Source organism: Pseudomonas sp. VMV1 (assembly GCF_056790235.1).
Genome location: NZ_JBXGSE010000002.1, coordinates 466,066 through 485,345, shown reverse-complemented (window position 1 = coordinate 485,345; position 19,280 = coordinate 466,066). Strand labels below are relative to the sequence as shown.

At 64.0% G+C, this 19,280-nt stretch carries 21 protein-coding genes; 1 reads left to right on the top strand and 20 read right to left on the bottom strand.

Features of this window, described 5'->3' with window-relative positions:
- Positions 1–12: 12 nt before the first annotated feature.
- The 5 genes from ACUCV0_RS07790 to flhA all read right to left on the bottom strand — a co-directional run bounded on the left by ACUCV0_RS07790 (position 13) and on the right by flhA (position 5,600).
- The gene (locus tag ACUCV0_RS07790) at positions 13–387 is read right to left on the bottom strand and encodes a chemotaxis response regulator CheY (protein WP_169853335.1); all 375 of its coding nucleotides are present in this window, start codon (positions 385–387) and stop codon (positions 13–15) included.
- A gap of 87 nt (positions 388–474) precedes the next feature.
- On the bottom strand, positions 475–1,215 hold the full coding sequence (gene fliA, locus ACUCV0_RS07785) for an RNA polymerase sigma factor FliA (RefSeq protein WP_156428962.1): 741 nt from the start codon (positions 1,213–1,215) through the stop codon (positions 475–477).
- The gene (gene fleN / locus ACUCV0_RS07780; RefSeq protein ID WP_059315540.1) at positions 1,212–2,042 is read right to left on the bottom strand and encodes a flagellar synthesis regulator FleN; all 831 of its coding nucleotides are present in this window, start codon (positions 2,040–2,042) and stop codon (positions 1,212–1,214) included. Before fleN ends, fliA begins: the two co-directional genes overlap by 4 nt.
- A 92-nt stretch (positions 2,043–2,134) precedes the next feature.
- Positions 2,135–3,463, bottom strand: a complete 1,329-nt coding sequence (flhF, locus tag ACUCV0_RS07775) for a flagellar biosynthesis GTPase FlhF (RefSeq protein ID WP_271655466.1) — start codon at positions 3,461–3,463, stop codon at positions 2,135–2,137.
- Between the two features lie 10 nt (positions 3,464–3,473).
- Positions 3,474–5,600 carry a flagellar biosynthesis protein FlhA gene (gene flhA, locus ACUCV0_RS07770; protein ID WP_059315542.1) on the bottom strand — a complete coding sequence of 709 codons (2,127 nt, stop codon included), beginning with the start codon at positions 5,598–5,600 and terminating at the stop codon, positions 3,474–3,476.
- Positions 5,601–5,824: 224 nt separating this feature from the next.
- Between flhA and sodC the strand changes: the two genes are divergently transcribed.
- Positions 5,825–6,352, top strand: a complete 528-nt coding sequence (gene sodC, locus ACUCV0_RS07765) for a superoxide dismutase [Cu-Zn] SodC (protein ID WP_482212435.1) — start codon at positions 5,825–5,827, stop codon at positions 6,350–6,352.
- Here the strand turns inward: sodC and flhB are convergent.
- From flhB to fliF, 15 genes are all read right to left on the bottom strand, one after another.
- Positions 6,345–7,493, bottom strand: a complete 1,149-nt coding sequence (gene flhB, locus ACUCV0_RS07760; protein WP_313648101.1) for a flagellar biosynthesis protein FlhB — start codon at positions 7,491–7,493, stop codon at positions 6,345–6,347. The two genes, sodC and flhB, sit on opposite strands and share 8 nt — an antisense overlap.
- 12 nt (positions 7,494–7,505) lie before the next feature.
- Positions 7,506–8,282, bottom strand: coding sequence for a flagellar biosynthetic protein FliR (gene fliR, locus ACUCV0_RS07755; RefSeq protein ID WP_059315545.1), 777 nt, complete (start codon positions 8,280–8,282; stop codon positions 7,506–7,508).
- A gap of 3 nt (positions 8,283–8,285) precedes the next feature.
- Complete coding sequence (fliQ, locus tag ACUCV0_RS07750) at positions 8,286–8,555, bottom strand: flagellar biosynthesis protein FliQ (protein ID WP_027597972.1); 270 nt, start codon at positions 8,553–8,555, stop codon at positions 8,286–8,288.
- A 27-nt stretch (positions 8,556–8,582) separates the two neighbouring features.
- On the bottom strand, positions 8,583–9,380 hold the full coding sequence (fliP, locus tag ACUCV0_RS07745; protein WP_156428963.1) for a flagellar type III secretion system pore protein FliP: 798 nt from the start codon (positions 9,378–9,380) through the stop codon (positions 8,583–8,585).
- Entirely contained in the window at positions 9,377–9,790 is a 414-nt protein-coding gene (gene fliO, locus ACUCV0_RS07740) for a flagellar biosynthetic protein FliO (RefSeq protein WP_313648102.1), read from the bottom strand. Before fliO ends, fliP begins: the two co-directional genes overlap by 4 nt.
- Positions 9,791–9,793: 3 nt before the next feature.
- Complete coding sequence (fliN, locus tag ACUCV0_RS07735; protein WP_059315547.1) at positions 9,794–10,249, bottom strand: flagellar motor switch protein FliN; 456 nt, start codon at positions 10,247–10,249, stop codon at positions 9,794–9,796.
- A gap of 54 nt (positions 10,250–10,303) precedes the next feature.
- The gene (fliM, locus tag ACUCV0_RS07730) at positions 10,304–11,275 is read right to left on the bottom strand and encodes a flagellar motor switch protein FliM (RefSeq protein WP_007160377.1); all 972 of its coding nucleotides are present in this window, start codon (positions 11,273–11,275) and stop codon (positions 10,304–10,306) included.
- Positions 11,276–11,283: 8 nt separating this feature from the next.
- Positions 11,284–11,805 carry a flagellar basal body-associated protein FliL gene (gene fliL, locus ACUCV0_RS07725; RefSeq protein WP_482212434.1) on the bottom strand — a complete coding sequence of 174 codons (522 nt, stop codon included), beginning with the start codon at positions 11,803–11,805 and terminating at the stop codon, positions 11,284–11,286.
- Between the two features lie 119 nt (positions 11,806–11,924).
- Entirely contained in the window at positions 11,925–13,337 is a 1,413-nt protein-coding gene (locus ACUCV0_RS07720; RefSeq protein ID WP_482212433.1) for a flagellar hook-length control protein FliK, read from the bottom strand.
- A 77-nt stretch (positions 13,338–13,414) separates the two neighbouring features.
- Complete coding sequence (locus tag ACUCV0_RS07715; RefSeq protein ID WP_482212432.1) at positions 13,415–13,771, bottom strand: Hpt domain-containing protein; 357 nt, start codon at positions 13,769–13,771, stop codon at positions 13,415–13,417.
- A gap of 66 nt (positions 13,772–13,837) precedes the next feature.
- A complete protein-coding gene (gene fliJ / locus ACUCV0_RS07710; RefSeq protein ID WP_059315551.1) occupies positions 13,838–14,281 on the bottom strand; it encodes a flagellar export protein FliJ in 444 nt (147 codons plus the stop codon).
- Between the two features lie 6 nt (positions 14,282–14,287).
- Entirely contained in the window at positions 14,288–15,634 is a 1,347-nt protein-coding gene (fliI, locus tag ACUCV0_RS07705; RefSeq protein ID WP_059315552.1) for a flagellar protein export ATPase FliI, read from the bottom strand.
- Positions 15,624–16,403, bottom strand: coding sequence for a flagellar assembly protein FliH (fliH, locus tag ACUCV0_RS07700; RefSeq protein ID WP_059315553.1), 780 nt, complete (start codon positions 16,401–16,403; stop codon positions 15,624–15,626). The genes fliI and fliH overlap by 11 nt, the downstream gene beginning before the upstream one ends.
- A 67-nt stretch (positions 16,404–16,470) precedes the next feature.
- Entirely contained in the window at positions 16,471–17,481 is a 1,011-nt protein-coding gene (gene fliG, locus ACUCV0_RS07695) for a flagellar motor switch protein FliG (protein ID WP_059315554.1), read from the bottom strand.
- Complete coding sequence (fliF, locus tag ACUCV0_RS07690; protein WP_482212431.1) at positions 17,468–19,276, bottom strand: flagellar basal-body MS-ring/collar protein FliF; 1,809 nt, start codon at positions 19,274–19,276, stop codon at positions 17,468–17,470. The genes fliG and fliF overlap by 14 nt, the downstream gene beginning before the upstream one ends.
- Positions 19,277–19,280: the final 4 nt, after the last annotated feature.

Sequence of the window (19,280 nt, the reverse complement as noted above, 5' to 3'; positions counted from 1 at the left end):
CCGCGGCTTTCTTCAGCCGTTCACCCGCTCGAAGATCTTGTCGATCTTTTCTTTCAGCACCTGGGCGGTGAAAGGCTTGACCACATAGCCATTCACGCCGGCCTGAGCGGCTTCGATGATCTGCTCACGCTTGGCCTCGGCGGTCACCATCAGCACCGGCAGGGTCTTCAGGCGCGCGTCGGCGCGGACCTGGCGCAGCAGATCGATGCCGGTCATGCCAGGCATGTTCCAGTCGGTGACGAGAAAATCGAAGTTGCCGCTCTGCAGCATCGGCAGTGCGGTATTACCGTCGTCTGCTTCGGCGGTATTGGTGAATCCCAGATCGCGCAGCAAATTCTTGATGATGCGTCTCATCGTGGAAAAATCGTCCACGATGAGGATTTTCATGTTCTTGTCCAAGTCGACCTCCGTCCTAATCCGCACACACGCCACAAGGCGCGTCTAAGCAATCGTAGTAGCCTGAGTACCAGCCGGTTAACGCGAACGCCATTCCGCCAGCCGCGCCCGCAGGCGTGCCGCGCATTGACTGTGAAGTTGGCAGACACGTGACTCGCTCACACCCAGCACCTCGCCGATTTCCTTGAGGTTGAGTTCCTCGTCGTAATACAGCGAGAGCACCAGACGTTCACGCTCCGGAAGATTGGCGATGGCCTCGGCCAGGGCCTTGCGGAAGCGCTCGTCTTCCAGACCGCGACCGGGCTCGAGTTCATGCGAACCGCTCTCCTCGAGCCCATGCTCACCACCCTCCATGAGGTCGTCGAAGCTGAACAGGCGACTCCCCATGGTGTCGCCAAGGATGCCGTAGTACTCATCCAGACTCAATTTAAGTTCGGCCGCGACTTCGGAATCTTTAGCGTCACGACCAGTGCGCGCTTCCACTGCCCGAATGGCGTCGGTGACCATGCGCGTGTTGCGGTGCACCGAGCGCGGTGCCCAGTCGCCCTTCCGGACCTCATCGAGCATGGCACCGCGGATGCGGATGCCAGCGTAGGTCTCGAAGCTGGCGCCCTTGCCGGCGTCGTATTTGCGCGAGGCCTCCAGCAGACCGATCATGCCGGCCTGCATCAGGTCTTCGACCTGTACGCTCGCCGGCAGGCGCGCCAGGAGATGGTAGGCGATGCGTTTCACCAACGGCGCGTAGCGGTTGATGAGCTGCTCCTGCTGGGTACGTTCCGAGGTTTTGCTGTACATGCGAAGCCCGCTGGATGCTGTCATGCGTGGGTACCGATGGCTGGTTGCACAAGGCGCTCGACAAAGAACTCGAGATGGCCGCGCGGATTGGCGGGCAGCGGCCAGCCATCGACTTTCTGAGCCACCGCACGAAAGGCCAGTGAGGCCTTGGCACGCGGAAAGGCTTCGTACACGGGGCGCTGTTTCTGTACCGCTTTGCGCACCGCTTCATCGAACGGAATGGCGCCCACGTATTGCAAGGCGACATCCAGGAATCTGTCGGTCACCTTGGTCAGCTTAGCAAAGAGATTGCGGCCTTCCTGGGGTGTCAGCGCCATATTCGCCAACACCCGGAAACGGGTGACGCCATGGTCGCGATTGAGCAGCTTGATCAGGGCGTAGGCATCAGTGATGGAGGTGGGCTCGTCGCACACCACGACCAGGACTTCCTGGGCGGCGCGGACGAAGCTGACCACCTGGTCGCCGATGCCGGCAGCGGTATCGACGATGAGCACGTCGAGGTTCTCGCTGATGTCGCTGAAGGCCTGGATCAGACCGGCATGCTGGGCCGGCGTCAGATTGACCATCGCCTGGGTGCCCGAGGCTGCCGGGACGATGCGGATGCCGCCCGGCCCGTGCAGCAGCACGTCGCGCAGCTCACACTCGCCGGAAATGACGTCGGCCAAGGTGCGCTTGGGCGACAGCCCGAGCAGAACGTCGATGTTGGCAAGGCCCAGGTCGGCGTCGAGCAGCATGACGCGCCGCCCGATATCGGCCAGGGCCAAGGCCAGGTTGACCGACACATTGGTCTTGCCGACACCGCCTTTACCGCCCGTGACCGCTATGACTTGGACGGGATGCATGCTACCCATTGCCTGATACCTTTGATTGAAATCCGTCACACTTTAGACCAAGTGCATTTGGCGTGCCCAGGCATGCGATGCACCACCACCGTTCGTCGGCGCTAACCGGCGCGGCGGGCATTGCTCTGATACAGGCCGGCGAACATGCCGGCCATGGTTTCTTCGCTCGGCTCTTCGGACGCCTGCAGGCTCACGGCGCGGCTCACCAGCTGGTGGCTGCGGGCCTGATGTAGATCGTCCGGGATGCGCGGACCATCGGCGATGTAGGCCACCGGCAGGCGCTGGCTGATGGCCAGGCCCAGGGCTTCGCCGAGGCTGGCGGCCTCGTCCAGCTTGGTCAGCACGCAGCCGCTCAGACCGCAGCGCCGATAGCTGTGATAGGCCGCCTTGAGCACCTGGCTCTGGCTGGTGACACCCAGCACCAGGTAATTGCGAATCTTCAGCTGGCGGTTCGCCAGGGCTTCGAGCTGCGCCTTGAGCGCCGGATCGTTGGCGGGCATGCCCGCGGTATCGATCAGCACCAGACGCTTGCGTGCCAGGGGCGCCAGGGCCTGCGCCAGGGACTGGCCCGGATCGACCAGGGTCACCGGTACGTCGAGGATGCGGCCCAGGGTCTTGATCTGCTCCTGGGCACCGATGCGGAAGCTGTCCATGCTGACCAGCGCCAGACTCTGGGGACCGTACTTGAGCACGTAGTTGGCGGCGAGCTTGGCCAGGGTGGTGGTCTTGCCCATTCCGGCCGGGCCGACGAAGGCGACGATGCCGCCCTCCTCCAAAATCTTGGCGTCAGTGGTCTTGGCCAGCTGGGCGAAGTTGGCCAGCAGCATGCGCCAGGCATGGCGCGGGTCCTGGATCTTGGCCACGCTGTCGAGCAGGTGGCGGGCCAGGTCGGCCGGCAGCCCCATGCGTTGCAGACGGCGCCAGAGGCCGGCCTGCTCCGGACGGGTGGACTGCACCTGCGTCCAGGCCATGGAGCCCAGCTGGACTTCCAGCAGTTCACGCAGGCCACTGAGTTCGCTGCGCATGGCTTCCAGGGCGCGGCGGTCTTCCGGCGCGGCGCTGGCGGCAGCTGCCGCAGCAGCCGGTTGGGGGGCACGCGGCGGGGCGATCACCGGCTCGCGACGACTGTCGGCAGCACTGATGGCGCCGAGCAGCTGCTTGTCCTTGGGCGCGGCCGAGGGCACGCCCGGCGCGCGGATGCTGAGGTCGGCATGGGCCTGGGCGATCTTCGCATGGGTCTTGCGCAACTCCGCCTGCAGCTCCGCGTTGGGCGCAGCCGGTGCCGGAGCCTGGTAGTCCAGCGCCGCGGTCAGCTCGACCCCGCCGGCGACCCGGCGGTTGCTGAGGATGGCGGCATCAGGGCCCAGCTCGTCGCGTACCAGCTTCATGGCTTGACGCATATCGGCAGCGAAGAAACGTTTGACTTGCATGATCTAGACCTCAGCCATTCTGGCCAACGGTAGCGACGATGGTGACCTGCTTGTTGTCCGGAATTTCCTGGTAGGCCAGTACACTCATGTTCGGCGCTGCCATCCGGGCGAAGCGGGACATCATCCCGCGGATCGCACCAGCTACCAGCAGCACCACTGGCTTACCCATCATTTCCTGACGCTGCGCTGCCTCGATAAGGGAACGCTGCAGTTTTTCAGCCATGCCAGGCTCAAGGAACATACCGTCCTCGGCGCCCTGACCGGCCTTCTGCATACTACTTAGCAACATCTGTTCCAACCTTGGCTCAAGGGTGATAACAGGCAGCTCAGGCTCCATTCCTACGATGTTCTGGACGATTGCGCGGGACAACGCGACCCGTACGGCACCGGCGATGGCGGCGGGATCTTGACTCCGCGGACCGACGTTGGCGATGGCTTCGGCGATGGTGCGGATGTCGCGGACCGGTACCTGCTCCTGCAGCAGCTGCTGGAGGATCTTGAGCAGGGTCGACAGGGAGACGATGCCGGGCACCAATTCTTCGGCCAGCTTGGGCGAACTCTTGGCCAGCACCTGCAGCAATTGCTGGACTTCTTCGTGACCAATCAGCTCGTGGGCATGCTTGAAGAGGATCTGGTTTAGGTGGGTGGCGACCACGGTACTGGCGTCCACCACGGTGTAACCCAGGGATTGGGCCTGATCACGCTGGGTGACGTCGATCCAGACGGCTTCCAGACCGAATGCCGGATCCTTGGCGGCGACGCCATTGAGGGAGCCATAGACCTGACCGGGGTTGATCGCCAGTTCGCGGTCGGGATAGATCTCGGCCTCGGCCACGCTCACGCCCATCAACGTCAAACGATAGGCATTGGGCAGCAGGTCCAGGTTGTCGCGAATATGGACCGAAGGCATAAGAAAGCCGAGGTCCTGGGACAGCTTCTTGCGCACGCCCTTGATCCGCGCCAGCAGTTGACCACCCTGGTTGCGATCAACCATGGGGATCAGCCGGTAGCCGACTTCCAGACCCACCATGTCCACCGGGGTCACGTCGTCCCAACCTAGCTCCTTGGCCTCGGCCGGGCGCTGCACGGGAGCCAGGTCCTGCTGCTTCTTGGCTTCGACTTCGGCGGTCTGCTTGGCCTGGCGCTGACGCTTGTAGATCAGCCAGGCACCGGCGGCGGCACCACCGCCCAGACCAAGGAACGGCAGGTGCGGCATGCCCGGCACCAGGCCCATGGCGATGATGATGAAGGCCGATACCGCCAGCGCCTTGGGCGAGGCAAACATCTGACGATTGACTTGCTGACCCATGTCCTCGGCGGAAGAGACGCGGGTCACCATGATGGCCGCGGCGACCGACAGCAGCAGCGACGGGACCTGGGCCACCAGGCCGTCACCGATGGTCAGCAGGGCGTAGATGCGGGCAGCGTCGCCGAACGACAGACTGTGCTGGGCCATGCCGATGGCCATGCCGCCGATGAGGTTGATGAAGAGGATCAGCAGGCCGGCGACGGCGTCACCGCGCACGAACTTGCTGGCACCGTCCATGGAGCCGTAGAAATCGGCTTCCTGACCCACTTCGGTCCGGCGCTTCTTGGCTTCGTTCTGGTCGATGATGCCAGCGTTGAGGTCGGCATCGATGGCCATCTGCTTGCCGGGCATGGCATCCAGGGTGAAGCGCGCCGACACCTCGGAGATGCGGCCGGCACCCTTGGTCACCACCACGAAGTTGATGATCATGAGGATGGCGAACACCACCGCACCGACCACGTAGTTGCCGCCGACCACCACCTCACCGAAGGCCTGGATGACCTTGCCCGCGGCGTCGTGGCCATCCTGGCCGTGCAGCAACACCACGCGGCTCGAGGCCACGTTCAGCGCCAGGCGCAACAGGGTCGACACCAGCAGGATGGTCGGGAAGACGGCGAAGTCCAGCGGCCGCAAGGCGTAGACGCTGACCAGCAGGACCACGATCGACAGGGCGATGTTGAAGGTGAACAGCACGTCCAGCAGGAACGGCGGCATCGGCAGGGTCATCATGGCGAGCATCGCCAGGACGGCCAGCGGCACGCCCAGGTTGCCGCGAGCTAGACCGCGCATGTTGCCCATCATCAGGGATTTATCGACTTTCACACCCATTCCTCGCTTGCCGGTGCCGTCGTCACGGAAAGTTGACGCAGCGCACTGTTCGCAGGGGCCTGAGCAAGCTCCGGGCCAACTGCCCAACAGCTTGAATCCGCAAGGTTTTCCGGAGGCGATACAGGACTGGTTACGGATCGGTGGAGCGGCGGGCTGAACCCCAGGTGAAAGACGCGAGTCTGTCTAGGGACCTGCGCTAGCGCGCCTATCCGAGGAGCATCATGATGAAAATCTGGACCGCGACGCTGTTGGCCACCTGCCTGGCCGGCACTGCCCAGGCGGCTGAATCTTTGACGATTCCCGTGAACAAGGTCACGACCGACGGTGTGGGTGAAAGCGTCGGCAGCGTGCAGGTGACCCGCTCGAAATATGGCCTGGTCTTCACCCCCGACCTCAAGGGCCTGGAGCCGGGGATCCATGGTTTTCACGTCCATACCAAGCCCAACTGCGGCCCGGCCGAGGTGAATGGCACCCTGACCGCTGGCGGCGCCGCGGATGGTCATCTTGATCCGCGCAACACCGGCAAGCACAGCGCGCCCTGGTCGGACGATGGCCACCTGGGCGAACTGCCGGCGCTCTATGTGACCGCAGACGGCCAGGCCACTCAGCCGGTACTGGCGCCACGCATCAAGCGTCTCGAAGAGATCAAGGGCCATGCCCTGATGGTACATGCCGGAGGCGACAACTACTCCGATCAGCCCAAGCCCCTGGGCGGTGGCGGCGCCCGCGTCGCCTGCGGCGTCATCAAGTAGGCGCCTTCCCCTCCTCGTCCCGCCGCAGATCCGGCGGGATGGGCAGGTCTGACAGCTTGGGCTTGCGGCCACGTCCGGCGCGGAATTGCCTGAGCTGATAGACATAGGCCAGGACCTGAGCCACGGCCACATAGAGCCCGGCCGGAATCTCCTGATCCACATCGGTTGAGTAATACACTGCCCGCGCCAGGCCGGGTGACTCCAGCAGCGAGACCTGGTGTTCCTGGGCGATCTCGCGAATCTTCAGCGCGGTGAAATCGCTGCCCTTGGCCACCAGGACCGGCGCCCCGCCCTTGGCCGCATCGTACTTGAGGGCCACGGCGAAGTGGGTCGGGTTGGTGATGACCACATCGGCATTGGGCACCTCGGCCATCATCCGCTGCTGCGCCATCTGCCGCTGCATCTGGCGGATCTTGCCCTTGACCTCCGGCTTGCCCTCGCTGTCCTTGTATTCGTCCTTGATCTCCTGCTTGGTCATCATCAGTTTCTTGCGATTGCTGAAGATCTGGAAGGGTACGTCCACGGCCGCGATGATCAACAATCCCAGCGCCAGCAGCAGCGTGGCATGCCCCACCACCTGCATGCTGTGCAGCAGCGCCTGCTCCAGCGGCAGCTTGGCGATCTGCAGCAACGCCGTGCGCTCGCTCATCAGCACCAGCACCGACACGCCGAGGATGATGAAGAACTTGCCCAGCGCCTTGAGCAGCTCCACCAGGGAGTTCTTGGAGAACATGCGTGTGATGCCGGACAGCGGATTCATCCGACTCGGCTTGGGGGCCAGCACCTTGCCGGAAAACAGGAAGCCGCCCAGGGCGATATGGCCGACGATGGCGGCGATCACCACCAAGGCAATCATCGGCACCATCCCCAGCATCGCCGCCTTGCCCGAGGCCAGCAGGAAGGTGCCCATGAAGCGTTCGTCCATGACCTCTTCGCGTCGCAACGAGAAGTTGCTGCGCATTACCTCCAGCAGCTTGCCGCCGAGGAAGGCGCCGTACATCAGCAGGCCGCCAACACCTGACAGCATGACTGCCACCGTACCGAGTTCGCGTGATCGCGGGAGCTGCCCCTCCTCCCGAGAATCACGCTTGCGTTTCTCGGTGGGGTCTTCTGTGCGGTCTTCGCCATCGGATTCAGCCATGCGGCATACCTCCTAGCGTTCGCGGGCGAGTTCGCGCAGCCATTGCAGCGCCTCGCTGGCGAGACTTTCGTAGTGGGACAGGATATCGGCGGTGCCGAGCCAGACGATCACCATGCCCAGCACCACGATCAGCGGCATGCCGACGGAAAAGATGTTCAGCTGCGGCGCCGCGCGGGTCATGATGCCGAAGGCGATGTTGACCACCAGCAGCGCGGTGATGGCTGGCAGGACCAACAGGATGCCGGCACCCAGTACCCAGCCCAGCCGGCCGGCGATCTGCCAGAAATGCTCGACGCTCAGGGTATCCCCTACCGGCAGGGTGACGAAGCTCTCGGCAAGGATCTCGAACACCACCAGATGACCGTTCATGGCCAGGAACAGCAGCGTCACCAGCATGGTGAAGAACTGCCCCATGACCGGTGCCGAGGCGCCGTTGACCGGATCGATCATGGACGCGAAGCTCAGACCCGCCTGGGTCGAGATGATCTGCCCGGCCACCACGAAGACATGGAAGAACAGCTGCAGGCTGAAGCCCATCACCGCGCCGATGAGGATCTGCTCGACGATCAGCGGCAAGGCCTGGACGCTGATGGCATCCACCTGTGGCATCGGGGGCAAGGTGGGTACCAGCACCAGGCTCAACGCCAGGGCCAGGTACATCCGCACCCGCACCGGGACCAGGGTAGTACCGATGATCGGCATGGTCATGAGCAGCGCGGCGATGCGAAACAGCGGAAACAAAAAGCTGCCGACCCAGCCGCCGATCTGGGCGTCGCTGAGCGCGAGCATGGGCTAGCCGATCAGCCGCGGAATATTGGCGACCGAGGTCTGGATGAACTCCATCAACTGCCTGACCATCCAGGGTCCCAACACGATCAGCGTCAACAAGGTGACGATCAGGCGCGGCAGGAAGCTCAGGGTCTGTTCGTTGATCTGGGTCGCCGCCTGGAACACCGCCACGATCAGGCCAACGATGAGGCTGGGTACCACGAGCACGGCCACCAGCAGCGCGGTAAGCCAGAGGCCCTGGCGGAACAGGTCGACGGCGACTTCAGGGGTCATTTCGCTTCTCCACGCAAAGGGGCACCGCTAGACGGTACCGAAACTGCTCGCCAGGGTGCCCATGATCAGCGCCCAGCCATCCACCAGCACGAACAGCATCAGCTTGAACGGCAGCGAGATGATCATGGGTGACAGCATCATCATGCCCATGGCCATCAGTACGCTGGCGATCACCAGGTCGATGACCAGGAAGGGAATGAAGATCATGAAGCCTATCTGGAAGGCGGTCTTGAGTTCGGAGGTGACGAAGGCCGGCACCAGGATCGACAGCGGTGCCTGATCAGGGCTGGCGATGTCGGTGCGCTTGGACAGGCGCATGAACAGGTCCAGGTCCGATTGCCGGGTCTGACCCAGCATGAAGTCCTTCATCGGCACCTGTGCCCGATCAATGGCATCCTGGGCGCTGAGCTGCTCCTTCAGGTAAGGCTGTACGGCGGTAGTGTTGATGCGGTCGAACACCGGCGCCATGATGAACAGCGAGAGAAACAGCGCCATGCCCACCAGCACCTGGTTGGAGGGCGTGGTCTGCAGCCCCAGCGCCTGGCGCAGGATGGCGAAGACGATGACGATGCGGGTAAAGCTGGTCATCAGCATGACGAACGCCGGGATGAAGCTCAGCGCCGTCATGATCAGCAGGATCTGCAGGCTGACCGAATATTCCTGCTGCCCCTGACCGTTGGTACTCAAGGTGATGGCGGGTATCGACAACGGATTGGCCTGCCCGGCCTGCTGTGCCAGCGCCAGGGGCGCGAACAGCAGCACGGCCAGTCCCAGCAGCCAGCCCAGGGTACGCCCCAGGCCGGCCGGTAGACGCAAAGGGGTCATGGTTTCGCCTTGGGATCGCGGCTGATGAGTTCCAGCAGGCGCTGGGCGAATTCTGGCGGCGGCGCCTCCGTCTCGCCCAGGCGAACCGGTTCGCGCAGGCTGTGCAACGGCGTGATGCGCCCTCCGGCGACGCCGATCAGCAGCTGCTCCTGACCGACCTGTACCAGCACCAGCCGCTCGCGCGGTCCGAGGTGCTGGGTCGAGATCACCTTGATCGCCTGCTGGCCGCGCGGGCCCTGTTGCTGCACGCGACGCACCAGCCAGGCCAGGCCGAGGATCAGGCCGATCACCAGCAGCAGGCCCAGCAGCAACTGGCCGAGCTGAGCCCCCACGTCCAGCCCGGGACTGGTGGCTTCGGCGGCACGCGCGGTCAGGGGAAGCAGACCCAGCGGCAGGAGCAGACTCTTCATGGATCACCGCAGCTTCTTGATACGTTCCGTGGGACTGATGACGTCGGTCAGGCGGATCCCGAACTTCTCGTTCACCACCACCACTTCACCATGGGCGATCAGCGTACCATTCACCAGCACGTCCAGTGGCTCGCCAGCCAGACGGTCGAGCTCGATGACCGAGCCCTGGTTGAGTTGCAGCAGGTTGCGGATGGAGATGTCGGTGTGGCCGACCTCCATGGAGATGGTCACGGGGATGTCTAGGATCACATCCAGGTTGGGACCTTCCATACCGCTCACCGCCAGACCTCCACTGCTTTGTCCGAATTCTTCGACCGGTGCCTTGGGCGGCTTGGGCGGTTCTACCTGGGTACCCTGGGCCATCAGGGCATCGATATCGTCCTGACTGGCATCGCCGGCTTCGGCCAGGGCCGCGGCCCATTCGTCCGCCAGGGCTTGTTCTTCGGGGTTCTCTTCCATCGTCTAGGTCTCGTGCTACGCCGGGCCGCGGCCCGGACGGGAAAACATTGCCGCTCAGCGGCCGCGGCTGACCGGTTCGAGAATCTGTAGGGCCAAATTGCCCTTGCGCGCGCCCATCTTGACCTTGAAGGTGGGCATGCCGTTGGCTCTCATGAGCATCTCTTCCGGCATCTCCACCGGAATCACGTCGCCAGGCTGCATGTTGAGGATATCGCGGAGTTTGAGTTGCCGCCGGACAACCGTCGCTTCCAGGGGAACCCGGACATCGAGCAGATCCTCGCGCAGGGCCTTGACCCAGCGTTCGTCCTGGTCGTCCACGTCCGACTGGAAACCGGCGTCGAGCATCTCGCGAATCGGCTCGATCATCGAATAAGGCATGGTCACGTGCAGCTCACCGCCACCGCCGTCCAGTTCGATGTTGAAGGTGCTCACCACCACCACTTCGCTGGGGCTGACGATGTTGGCCAGCGCCGGGTTGACCTCGGAATTCATGTACTCGAACTGGCAGTCGAGCATGGCGCCCCAGGCTTCCTTGAGGTCGATGAAGCACTGGTCGAGCACCATGCGCACCACCCGCAATTCGGTGGGGGTGAATTCGCGACCTTCGATCTTGGCGTGACGGCCGTCACCGCCAAAGAAGTTGTCTACCAGCTTGAACACCAGCCGGGCGTCGAGGATGAACAGCGCGGTTCCGCGCAATGGCTTCATCTTGACCATGTTGAGGCTGGTGGGCACATACAGCGAGTGGATGTATTCGCCGAACTTGGTGACCTGCACCCCGCCCACGGACACATCCGCCGAGCGCCGCAAAAGGTTGAACATGCTGACCCGGGTATAGCGGGCGAAACGCTCGTTGATCATCTCCAGGGTCGGCATCCGCCCACGGACGATACGATCCTGACTGGTAAGGTCGTAGCCCTTGATGGTGCCCGGCTCGGCATCGGTCTCGGTCTCGACGATGCCATCGTCGACCCCGTGCAGCAGGGCATCGATTTCATCCTGGGAGAGCAGATCTTGCACGGCCATGGTGTTACCTATTGCAGGACGAGATTGGTGAACAGTACCTGTTCGATGGTGGTCTGGCCGGTCAGGTTCTTCGCCAGCTCCTGAACCTTGCTGGTGGCCTGCTGACGCAACATTTCCTTGCCCACCGGCGTGAGCAGGCTATTGAAGTCCTGCCCGGAAAATTGCATGACCAGCAGATTCCGCACCTGGGGCAGCTGCGCCTTGAGCGCGTCCATCTGCGCCTGGTCGCGCCCCATCAGGGTCACCGTGACCTGCATGTAACGCTGCCGACCATCGGCGTTGTAGTTGACCACGAACGCCGGCACCAACGGCTGATAGACCGCAGCCAGGTGCACCGGTGCCGCCGGAGTAGCGGGCGCAGCGTGCTCGGGCTCGGCGTTCTTCTTGCCCAGCAGGAACCAGGTCGCTCCCACGGAGGCGCCGATGACCAGCAGCAGGGCCACGACGATGATGATGATGAGCTTGAGCTTGCCTTTGCCCTTGCCTTCCGCGGCTGCACCCTCTGCCGCGGGCGCCTGCTTCTTCGCCATAAGTGCTCGACCGAATCCTGTGCTGCGCGTCACCCTTGTCGAGTGACGCAGCTAACCTATTGATACGAAGGGGATATAGCAGGTGCGGCCCAGGCTGTCACCTGGGAGCCGGTGGCCTGTCACGCGTAGTAGTCGACCAGACTGCGCGCCGCGAGCGTCGCCGAGCCGCGGGTTTCGGCGACGTTCGCCACCGCTTCATCCTCGCCGCCGCTCGCGGCACCACCGCGACCTCGGCGTGATCCCTCGTTCTGAGCGCCCTGCTGCGACTGCTGCCAGGCCTGGCCCGACGACTGGTCGGAGACGTTGACATTGGCCAGGTTCATGCCCTGCTGGGCGAAGAGCTCACGCAAGCGCTGGCTGCCGTTTTCCAGCGCCTCGCGCACATCGGCGTGGGGACTGGCGAAGGTGACCTGGGTCTGGTCCTGGGTCATGTCGATCCGTACTTCCAGTTTGCCCAATTGCGCCGGTTCCATCTGAATGTCGGCGGTCTTGAGGTTCTGGCTGGACATCCACATGACCTTGTCCACCACGGCCTCACTGAAGTTGCCGGCCTGTGGGCTGAGCGGCTGACCAGGCACCGTAGCGGTAACCGGACGGGCGGTTTGCGCCGGCGTGCTCATGGCTTGCGACAGGGCAGTGAGCTTGTCGGCGAAGGCGTCGGTCTTGGTCGGCATCGCCGCGTCCTGATCGCCCCCCTGATCCAGCGTCGAGGCCAGGACGGCACTGGCCGCCTGATCGGCCGCCGGAACCGCCGCGCTGGCATCCGGCATCATGCCCTGCAACTGCGTCGCCGCCAGGTTGTTGGCAGTGGTGGCTGCCTTGCTGGCATCTGTCTGAGCCTGAGGCACCTGGCCCAGCATTTGCGCCAGACCATCGTCCGAGACCTGCTCGCCAGCTTTGGCCGGGGTCGCCGCTGCACCCGTGCCTGCACCCATAGCGGTCGCCGGCATGGCGGTGGCCACGGCGCCGCCCAGCAAGGCCGCCGGATCCAAGGCCTGAGTGGTGGCAGTGGTAGCGGCGGTAGCCGCCTCTGCCGCCGTTCCGGTCGGGACCTGGGGTGTTGGCGCCGGCATGGCTACCGGTTGCGGGAGCTGACCGGTCATGCCGAACATGAACAGCGGATCCAGTACCGCGTCGACCGGCGCCTTGGTTTCTTCACCCTGGGCTACCGGCAAGGTTTTGCCGCTGTCGTCGGTCGCGGCTGCCGACTGCTCACCGCTCTTGGCAGTGGTGTCGGCCTGAGGCTTGGCGTCCGCCGTGCGGTCGTCATCGCCAGCGCGCTTCACCCGGTCATCGCCATCCCGGGCGCGCGCGGGTTCGTTCCTGCGCGCCTGACTGGACGCCTTGCTATCGCTGGAGTCCCGCGGCTTTTCGCTGCGTACCGCTTCCCGCGGTTGTTCCTGGGCAAAGACGTCGGCAAATCGTTCCTGAGTCGGAGAGCGATCCTGGGCAGAGGGGGTCTTGACCGCGGTCCTGCCAGGCATGGCCGGAGAGCTTGCGGCGTTGAGAAGAAAATCGGGCACGACGGCCATGGAAGGCTCCAAGCGACGGGTTTTCCAGAAACTTGCAAGTTGCGCGCCAGCCACAAACGCCAGCACTTTGACGAGACTCAGGTCGTGTAGCGTTGCCGCTCGACCTTGAACAAGATGCGCACGATGGCGAACTCACGCTCCATCGCGGAGACGCCCATGGCCAGCTCGGCGGTGGGGGCCCGGCGCCGGGCGCCCTCCTCTACGTCCCGGCACAGTTGCGCCAAAGGCGCGGCACCCATGTTGCCGGCGCTACCCTTGAAGCTGTGCGCCAGCTGGCGAACCTGCTCGGCATCGCCACCAATCAGGCTACGCTTGAGTTCCGCGATGCGTTCTTCACAGTCCACGAGAAAGGTATCGATGAGGTCGACGTACTCCTCCTCCATGCAGTCGCGCAGGGCGGCGAGCGTTTCCGAATCAAGATGGGTGGAAAACATCGATACTCTCACTGACAAGGGCACTGGTACTGACGGGGCAACAGACACCCCGCAGGTCTGCGGGACCTATAGATAGGTCGAACGCGCCCGCTGCGCATATTCGTCCATCTGCTTCTGCTCGCGCTTGTCCTCGACCAGGCGCTGCTCCTGCTTGTAGCGCTCGACCAGCTTGCGCAGGCCTTCAAGCCGGGCATAGCGTTCCTGCCACTGCGCGCGCGCCTTGGCGACCACGTCGCGGTGCCACTGGGCATTACGCTCCTGCTGGCCGATCGCCTCTTCCAGCTGACTGAGAAAACGCTGATAGCCGATCAGCCATTGCCCGGTGACGCCCTGACTGCCGTTGGCCACCAGCCGCTGCTGGTAGTCCTCACGATAGCGCTGCAATTCGCCCAGCTTGAACTCGGCCTGGGCCAGTTGCTGCTGGCACTGCCCCAGGCGCTGGGCGGCGTCGCGCTCGTCGCGCTCACTCATCTCCACCACGGGGCCCAGACGTTCGGCTCTGCCTTTCATGATCTATCAGCCTCCCAAGACAGCCTGGAGATTGGCGGCGCTCTGCTCCAGCGACTCGCTTTCGCGCAACCCCTGGCGCAGGAACTGCTGCATCGGGGCGTAACGGGCGATCGCCAGATCGGTTTCGGCATTCCCGCCAGGCACATAGGCGCCAACGCTGAGCAGGTCCTTGGCCTGCTGGTAGAGCGACCAGAGCTGCTTGACGCGCTGAGCGTTGCGCAGATGCTCCGGACTGACCACCTGGGGCATCACCCGGCTGATGGACGCCTCGATGTCGATCGCCGGATAGTGGCCTTCCTCGGCCAGGCGCCGCGACAGCACGAAGTGACCATCCAGCACCCCCCGCGCCGAGTCGGCGATGGGATCCTGCTGATCGTCGCCCTCCGATAGCACAGTATAAAACGCCGTGATCGAACCCCCACCCTTTTCTGCATTGCCGGCGCGCTCCACCAGCCGCGGCAGCTTGGCGAACACCGATGGCGGATAACCCTTGGTGGCGGGCGGCTCGCCGATGGCCAGGGCGATTTCCCGTTGTGCCTGGGCATAACGGGTCAGGGAATCCATCAGCAGCAGGACGTTCTTGCCCTTGTCGCGAAAGTATTCGGCGATGCGGGTGCAATACATGGCCGCTCGCAGGCGCAGCAGGGGCGCATCGTCCGCTGGCGAGGCCACGACCACCGCTCGCTTGATGCCCTCCTCGCCAAGGATATGCTCGATGAATTCCTTCACCTCGCGGCCCCGCTCGCCGATCAGCCCGACCACGATGATCTCGGCCTTGGTCAGCCGGGTCATCATGCCGAGCAGCACGCTCTTGCCCACCCCGGTACCGGCGAACAGGCCCAGACGCTGGCCACGTCCTACCGTCAACAAACCGTTGATGCTGCGGATACCCACGTCCAAGGGTTCGCTGATGGGTTCGCGCTTGAGCGGGTTGATGGTGGGGCCGTCCATGGGCACCCAGTCTTCGGCGCGCATGCGGCCCTTGCCGTCCAGGGCATTGCCCAGGCCATCCAGCACGCGACCGAGCATGGACATGCCCATGGGCAGGCGGCCGGTATCCGGCACGGGCACTACCCGGGCGCCGGGAGCGATCCCGGCCAGACTGCCCACCGGCATGAGAAAGGTCTTGTTGCCATTGAAGCCCATCACCTCGGCTTCGACTTCCACGGGCTGGTAGCCACCGCCATTGATCAGGCGGCAACGGCTGCCAACGGCCGCGCGCAGGCCTTCAGCCTCCAGCGTCAACCCGACCATGCGCAGCAGGCGACCTTCGATCACCGGCTGCTGCTCGACCCGGATGGCTTCATCGTAACCGCCAAGACGGCGTTCGAAACTCAGGCGCTCAAGACGCATGGGAGGCATCCTCGATGTCGATGTGCAGGTCGGCTTCCTGGGGCTGGGTCGCCTGGTGGCGTTGCTGTTCGGCCAGTTGCGTCAGTGCCTGGGTCAGGCGAGTCTCGATGCTGGCATCGATGACACTGCTCTCGGTCTCGATCCGGCACCCGCCAGGCATCAGCGTCTCGTCTTCGAGGATACGCCAACTCTCTTCATGCCGGTCACGCAGGGCCTTCATCAGTTCGAAATCCTGGGGGCTGACCTGGATGCGGATGTTCTCGGCACCCATGGGCAACAGCTTCAGCGCCGTGCGCACCACTTGCCCCAACTGACTGGAATCCATCTGCAGTTCGCGCTGGATGACCTCGCGGGTGATGTGGCGGATCAGCTGTACCATACCGGCTTCCAACGCCTGGTCCTGATCGCCGATCGGATCGAGCAGATGAGTCATCAGGGTTTCCAGGCTGGCCAGCCGCGCGGTCAACGCTGCTTCGGCCTCCTGGCGGGCCTTGAGCTGACCGGCGTGATAGCCATCGCGCTCGCCGGTCACGAAGCCCTCGTTGTAGGCCTCCTGACGAATCGCCTCGAGTTCTTCGAGGGTAATCGGCTGGACCTCTTCGACCGGCACCTCCTCGATCAGGGTCTCAGGCTGAGGCTCCGGCTCGGGTGCTGCGGGCGCAGGGATCTCCTCGGGCTCGTCGAAGCTGTCGAAGGCCGGCAACCGCCAGACATCGAACACTTCCAAGTCCCGCGCCCTGATCAGTTCGCTCGCCGATTCTTTGCTCATTACCTGTCCGTCAGAAAACCGCTACTGACAGGACATTAGCAAAGCCCAGGCCAACCCCTGCAACCTGTCAGACCATTTCCTCGCCACCCTTGCCACCCAGGACGATCTCCCCGGCATCGGCCATGCGCCGGGCGACGCTGAGCACCTCTTTCTGCGCCCCCTCCACCTCGGACAGCCGCACCGGCCCCTTGGCTTCCAGGTCGTCGCGCAGCAGTTCGGCCGCGCGCTTGGACATGTTGCGGAAGAACTTCTCCTTGATGCCCTCGTCGGCGCCCTTGAGCGCCAGCACCAAGACGTCGGACGACACCTCGCGCAGCAAGGCCTGGATACCACGGTCGTCGACATCGGCCAGGTTGTCGAAGACGAACATCAGGTCTTCGATCTGCCCCGACAGATCCTGATCCGCGTCGCGGATCGCCTCCATCAGCGGGCCTTCGACCGAGCTGTCCAGGTAGTTCATGATGTCAGCGGCGCGCTTCACACCACCCAGGGCGGTACGGGTGGTACTCGCGCTGCCGGAGAACTGCTTCTCCAGGATCAGGTTCAGTTCCTTGAGCGCCGCCGGTTGTACGGTGTTGAGCGAGGAGACACGCAGGACGATGTCCAGGCGCACCTTGTGGTCGAAGTGCCCAAGCACCTCGGCCGCTTGATCGGGATCCAGATAGGCCACCACGATCGCCTGGATCTGCGGGTGCTCGTAGCGGATGACATCCGCCACCGCCCGCGGCTCCATCCACTTCAGGCTGTCCAGCCCGCTGGTGTTGCCGCCCAGCAGGATACGGTCGATCAGGCCACTGGCCTTGTCCTCGCCCAGCGCCTGGGTCAGCATCTTGCGGATGTAGCCATCGGCGCCTACGCCTAGGCTGGTCTGGTCACCCACCACCTCGATGAAGTCGCCCAGCACCCGCTCGACCTGCTCGCGGTTGACGTTGCGCATCTGGGCCATGGCGGTGCCGACCTTCTGTACTTCCTTGGGTCCCATGTGACGCAGGATCTGCGCGGCATCGGCCTCACCCAGCGACAGAAGGAAGATGGCGGCCTTCTCGACCTTGGAAAGTTGCGCGTCATTCGTCGCCATTGATCCAATCCTTCACTACCTGGGCGACACGGCCCGGATCATCGTTGACCAACTGCTTGATGGCCGTCAGCTGAGCATCATAGCCCTCGCTGGGGCTCGGCAGCAGCAGCGGCGCCGGACCTGCCAGACTCACCTTGTCGTCGGCCAGATCATCCCCCAAGCCATCCAGACCACCGGCCCCCAGGGCCCCGGCGCCACCGGCGGCGGCCAGAGCGGCGGCGTCCTTGGTGTTGCCGCCGGACAGATTCTTCAGCACCGGACGCAGCACCCCAAAGACTAGCACCAGGATGAACAGCACACCGAGCGCCTGCTTGACCACACCCCAGAACCAGGGCTGCTGGTAGAAGGGAATGCTTTCGATCTCTTCCTGCTGCACCGGCGCGAAGGGCGCGTTGATCACGCTCACGCTGTCGCCACGGCTGGCGTCGAAGCCCACGGCATCCTGCACCAGGCGGGTAAAGCGAGCCAGGTCTTCGGTGGTCCAGGGCTGGTGAGTGACCTTGCCGGCCGCATCGACCTTGACCTGGTCATCCAGTACCACCGCGACGGAAAGTCGACGCAGGCGGCCTTGTTGCTGACGGGTGTAGCTGATGCTGCGGTCCAGCTCGTAGTTGCGGGTATTCTGCTCACGCTTGTCGGTCGGGTACGGCAGGGTCGCCGGCAGGCTGGTCTTGCTGTCATAGATGTACTGGTCGTTGGCGTCGCGCAGCGGCTGGCCCGGAGCGATGTAGTTCGCGCCGCCACCCTGGGCACCGGCCTTTTCGGGGGTCGAGGACGGACCGGGCGGCTGGTTGGACAGTGCACCGGGCACACCCTGGGCGCCACCGCCGGAAGTCTGACGTTGCTCGCTGTTCTGCTGCTCGCTACGTAGCGCAGGTTGATCCGGGTTGAACTGCTCCGACGTCGACTCCACGGCGTTGAAGTCCACGTCGGCGGCCACCTCGGCCTTGAAGCGGCCGTTGCCGAGCACCGGCTGCATGATGTTCTGCACGCGCTGGGTCAGGGAGCCTTCCATCTTGCGGGTATAGTCCAGCTGCTTGCCAGCGATCGACAGCTCGGACAGGTTCTGCTGATCGGACAGCAGCTGGCCTTTCTGATCGACGATGGTGACCTGGGACTTGTCCAGCTCAGGCACGCTGGTGGCGACCAGATTGATGATCGCCATGACCTGACCGGCATCCAGGGTACGGCCAGCATACATCTCGACCAACACCGAGGCGCTCGGCTTGCGCTCGTCACGGACGAACACCGAACTCTTCGGAATCGCCAGGTGCACCCGGGCACCCTTGATGTTGTTGAGGCTGGAGATGGTGCGGGCCAGTTCGCCCTCCAGGCTACGACGATAGTTCGCCGCCTCCATGAACTGGCTGGTGCCCAACGGCTGCTCCTTGTCCAGCAGTTCGAAGCCTACGTTGCCGTCGGTGGGGGTAATGCCGGCGGCGGCCATCTTCATGCGCGCACGACCGAGATCGTCGGACTTGACCAGCAGAGCGCCGGAATTGGGATCGACCTTGTAGCCGATATCGGCTGCGCCAAGGGCCTGCAGGACCTGATTCGCGTCCAAACCATTCATGCTGGTGTACAGCGGCCGATAGTCGGGCTGCTGGGTCCAGAGCACCACTGCGAAACCCAGGGCGACACTGGCTGCCAGGCCGATCAGCAGACCCAGCTGACGCAGCAGTGGCATATCTGACAGGTTGTCGAGAAAGCTGAGGCCCAGCAGCGACTTCTTCGGCTTGTCTTCAGCCTCCGGCTTGGTCGTGGGGACGGGTGCGTTGGTAAGAGCGTCAGCCATTTTC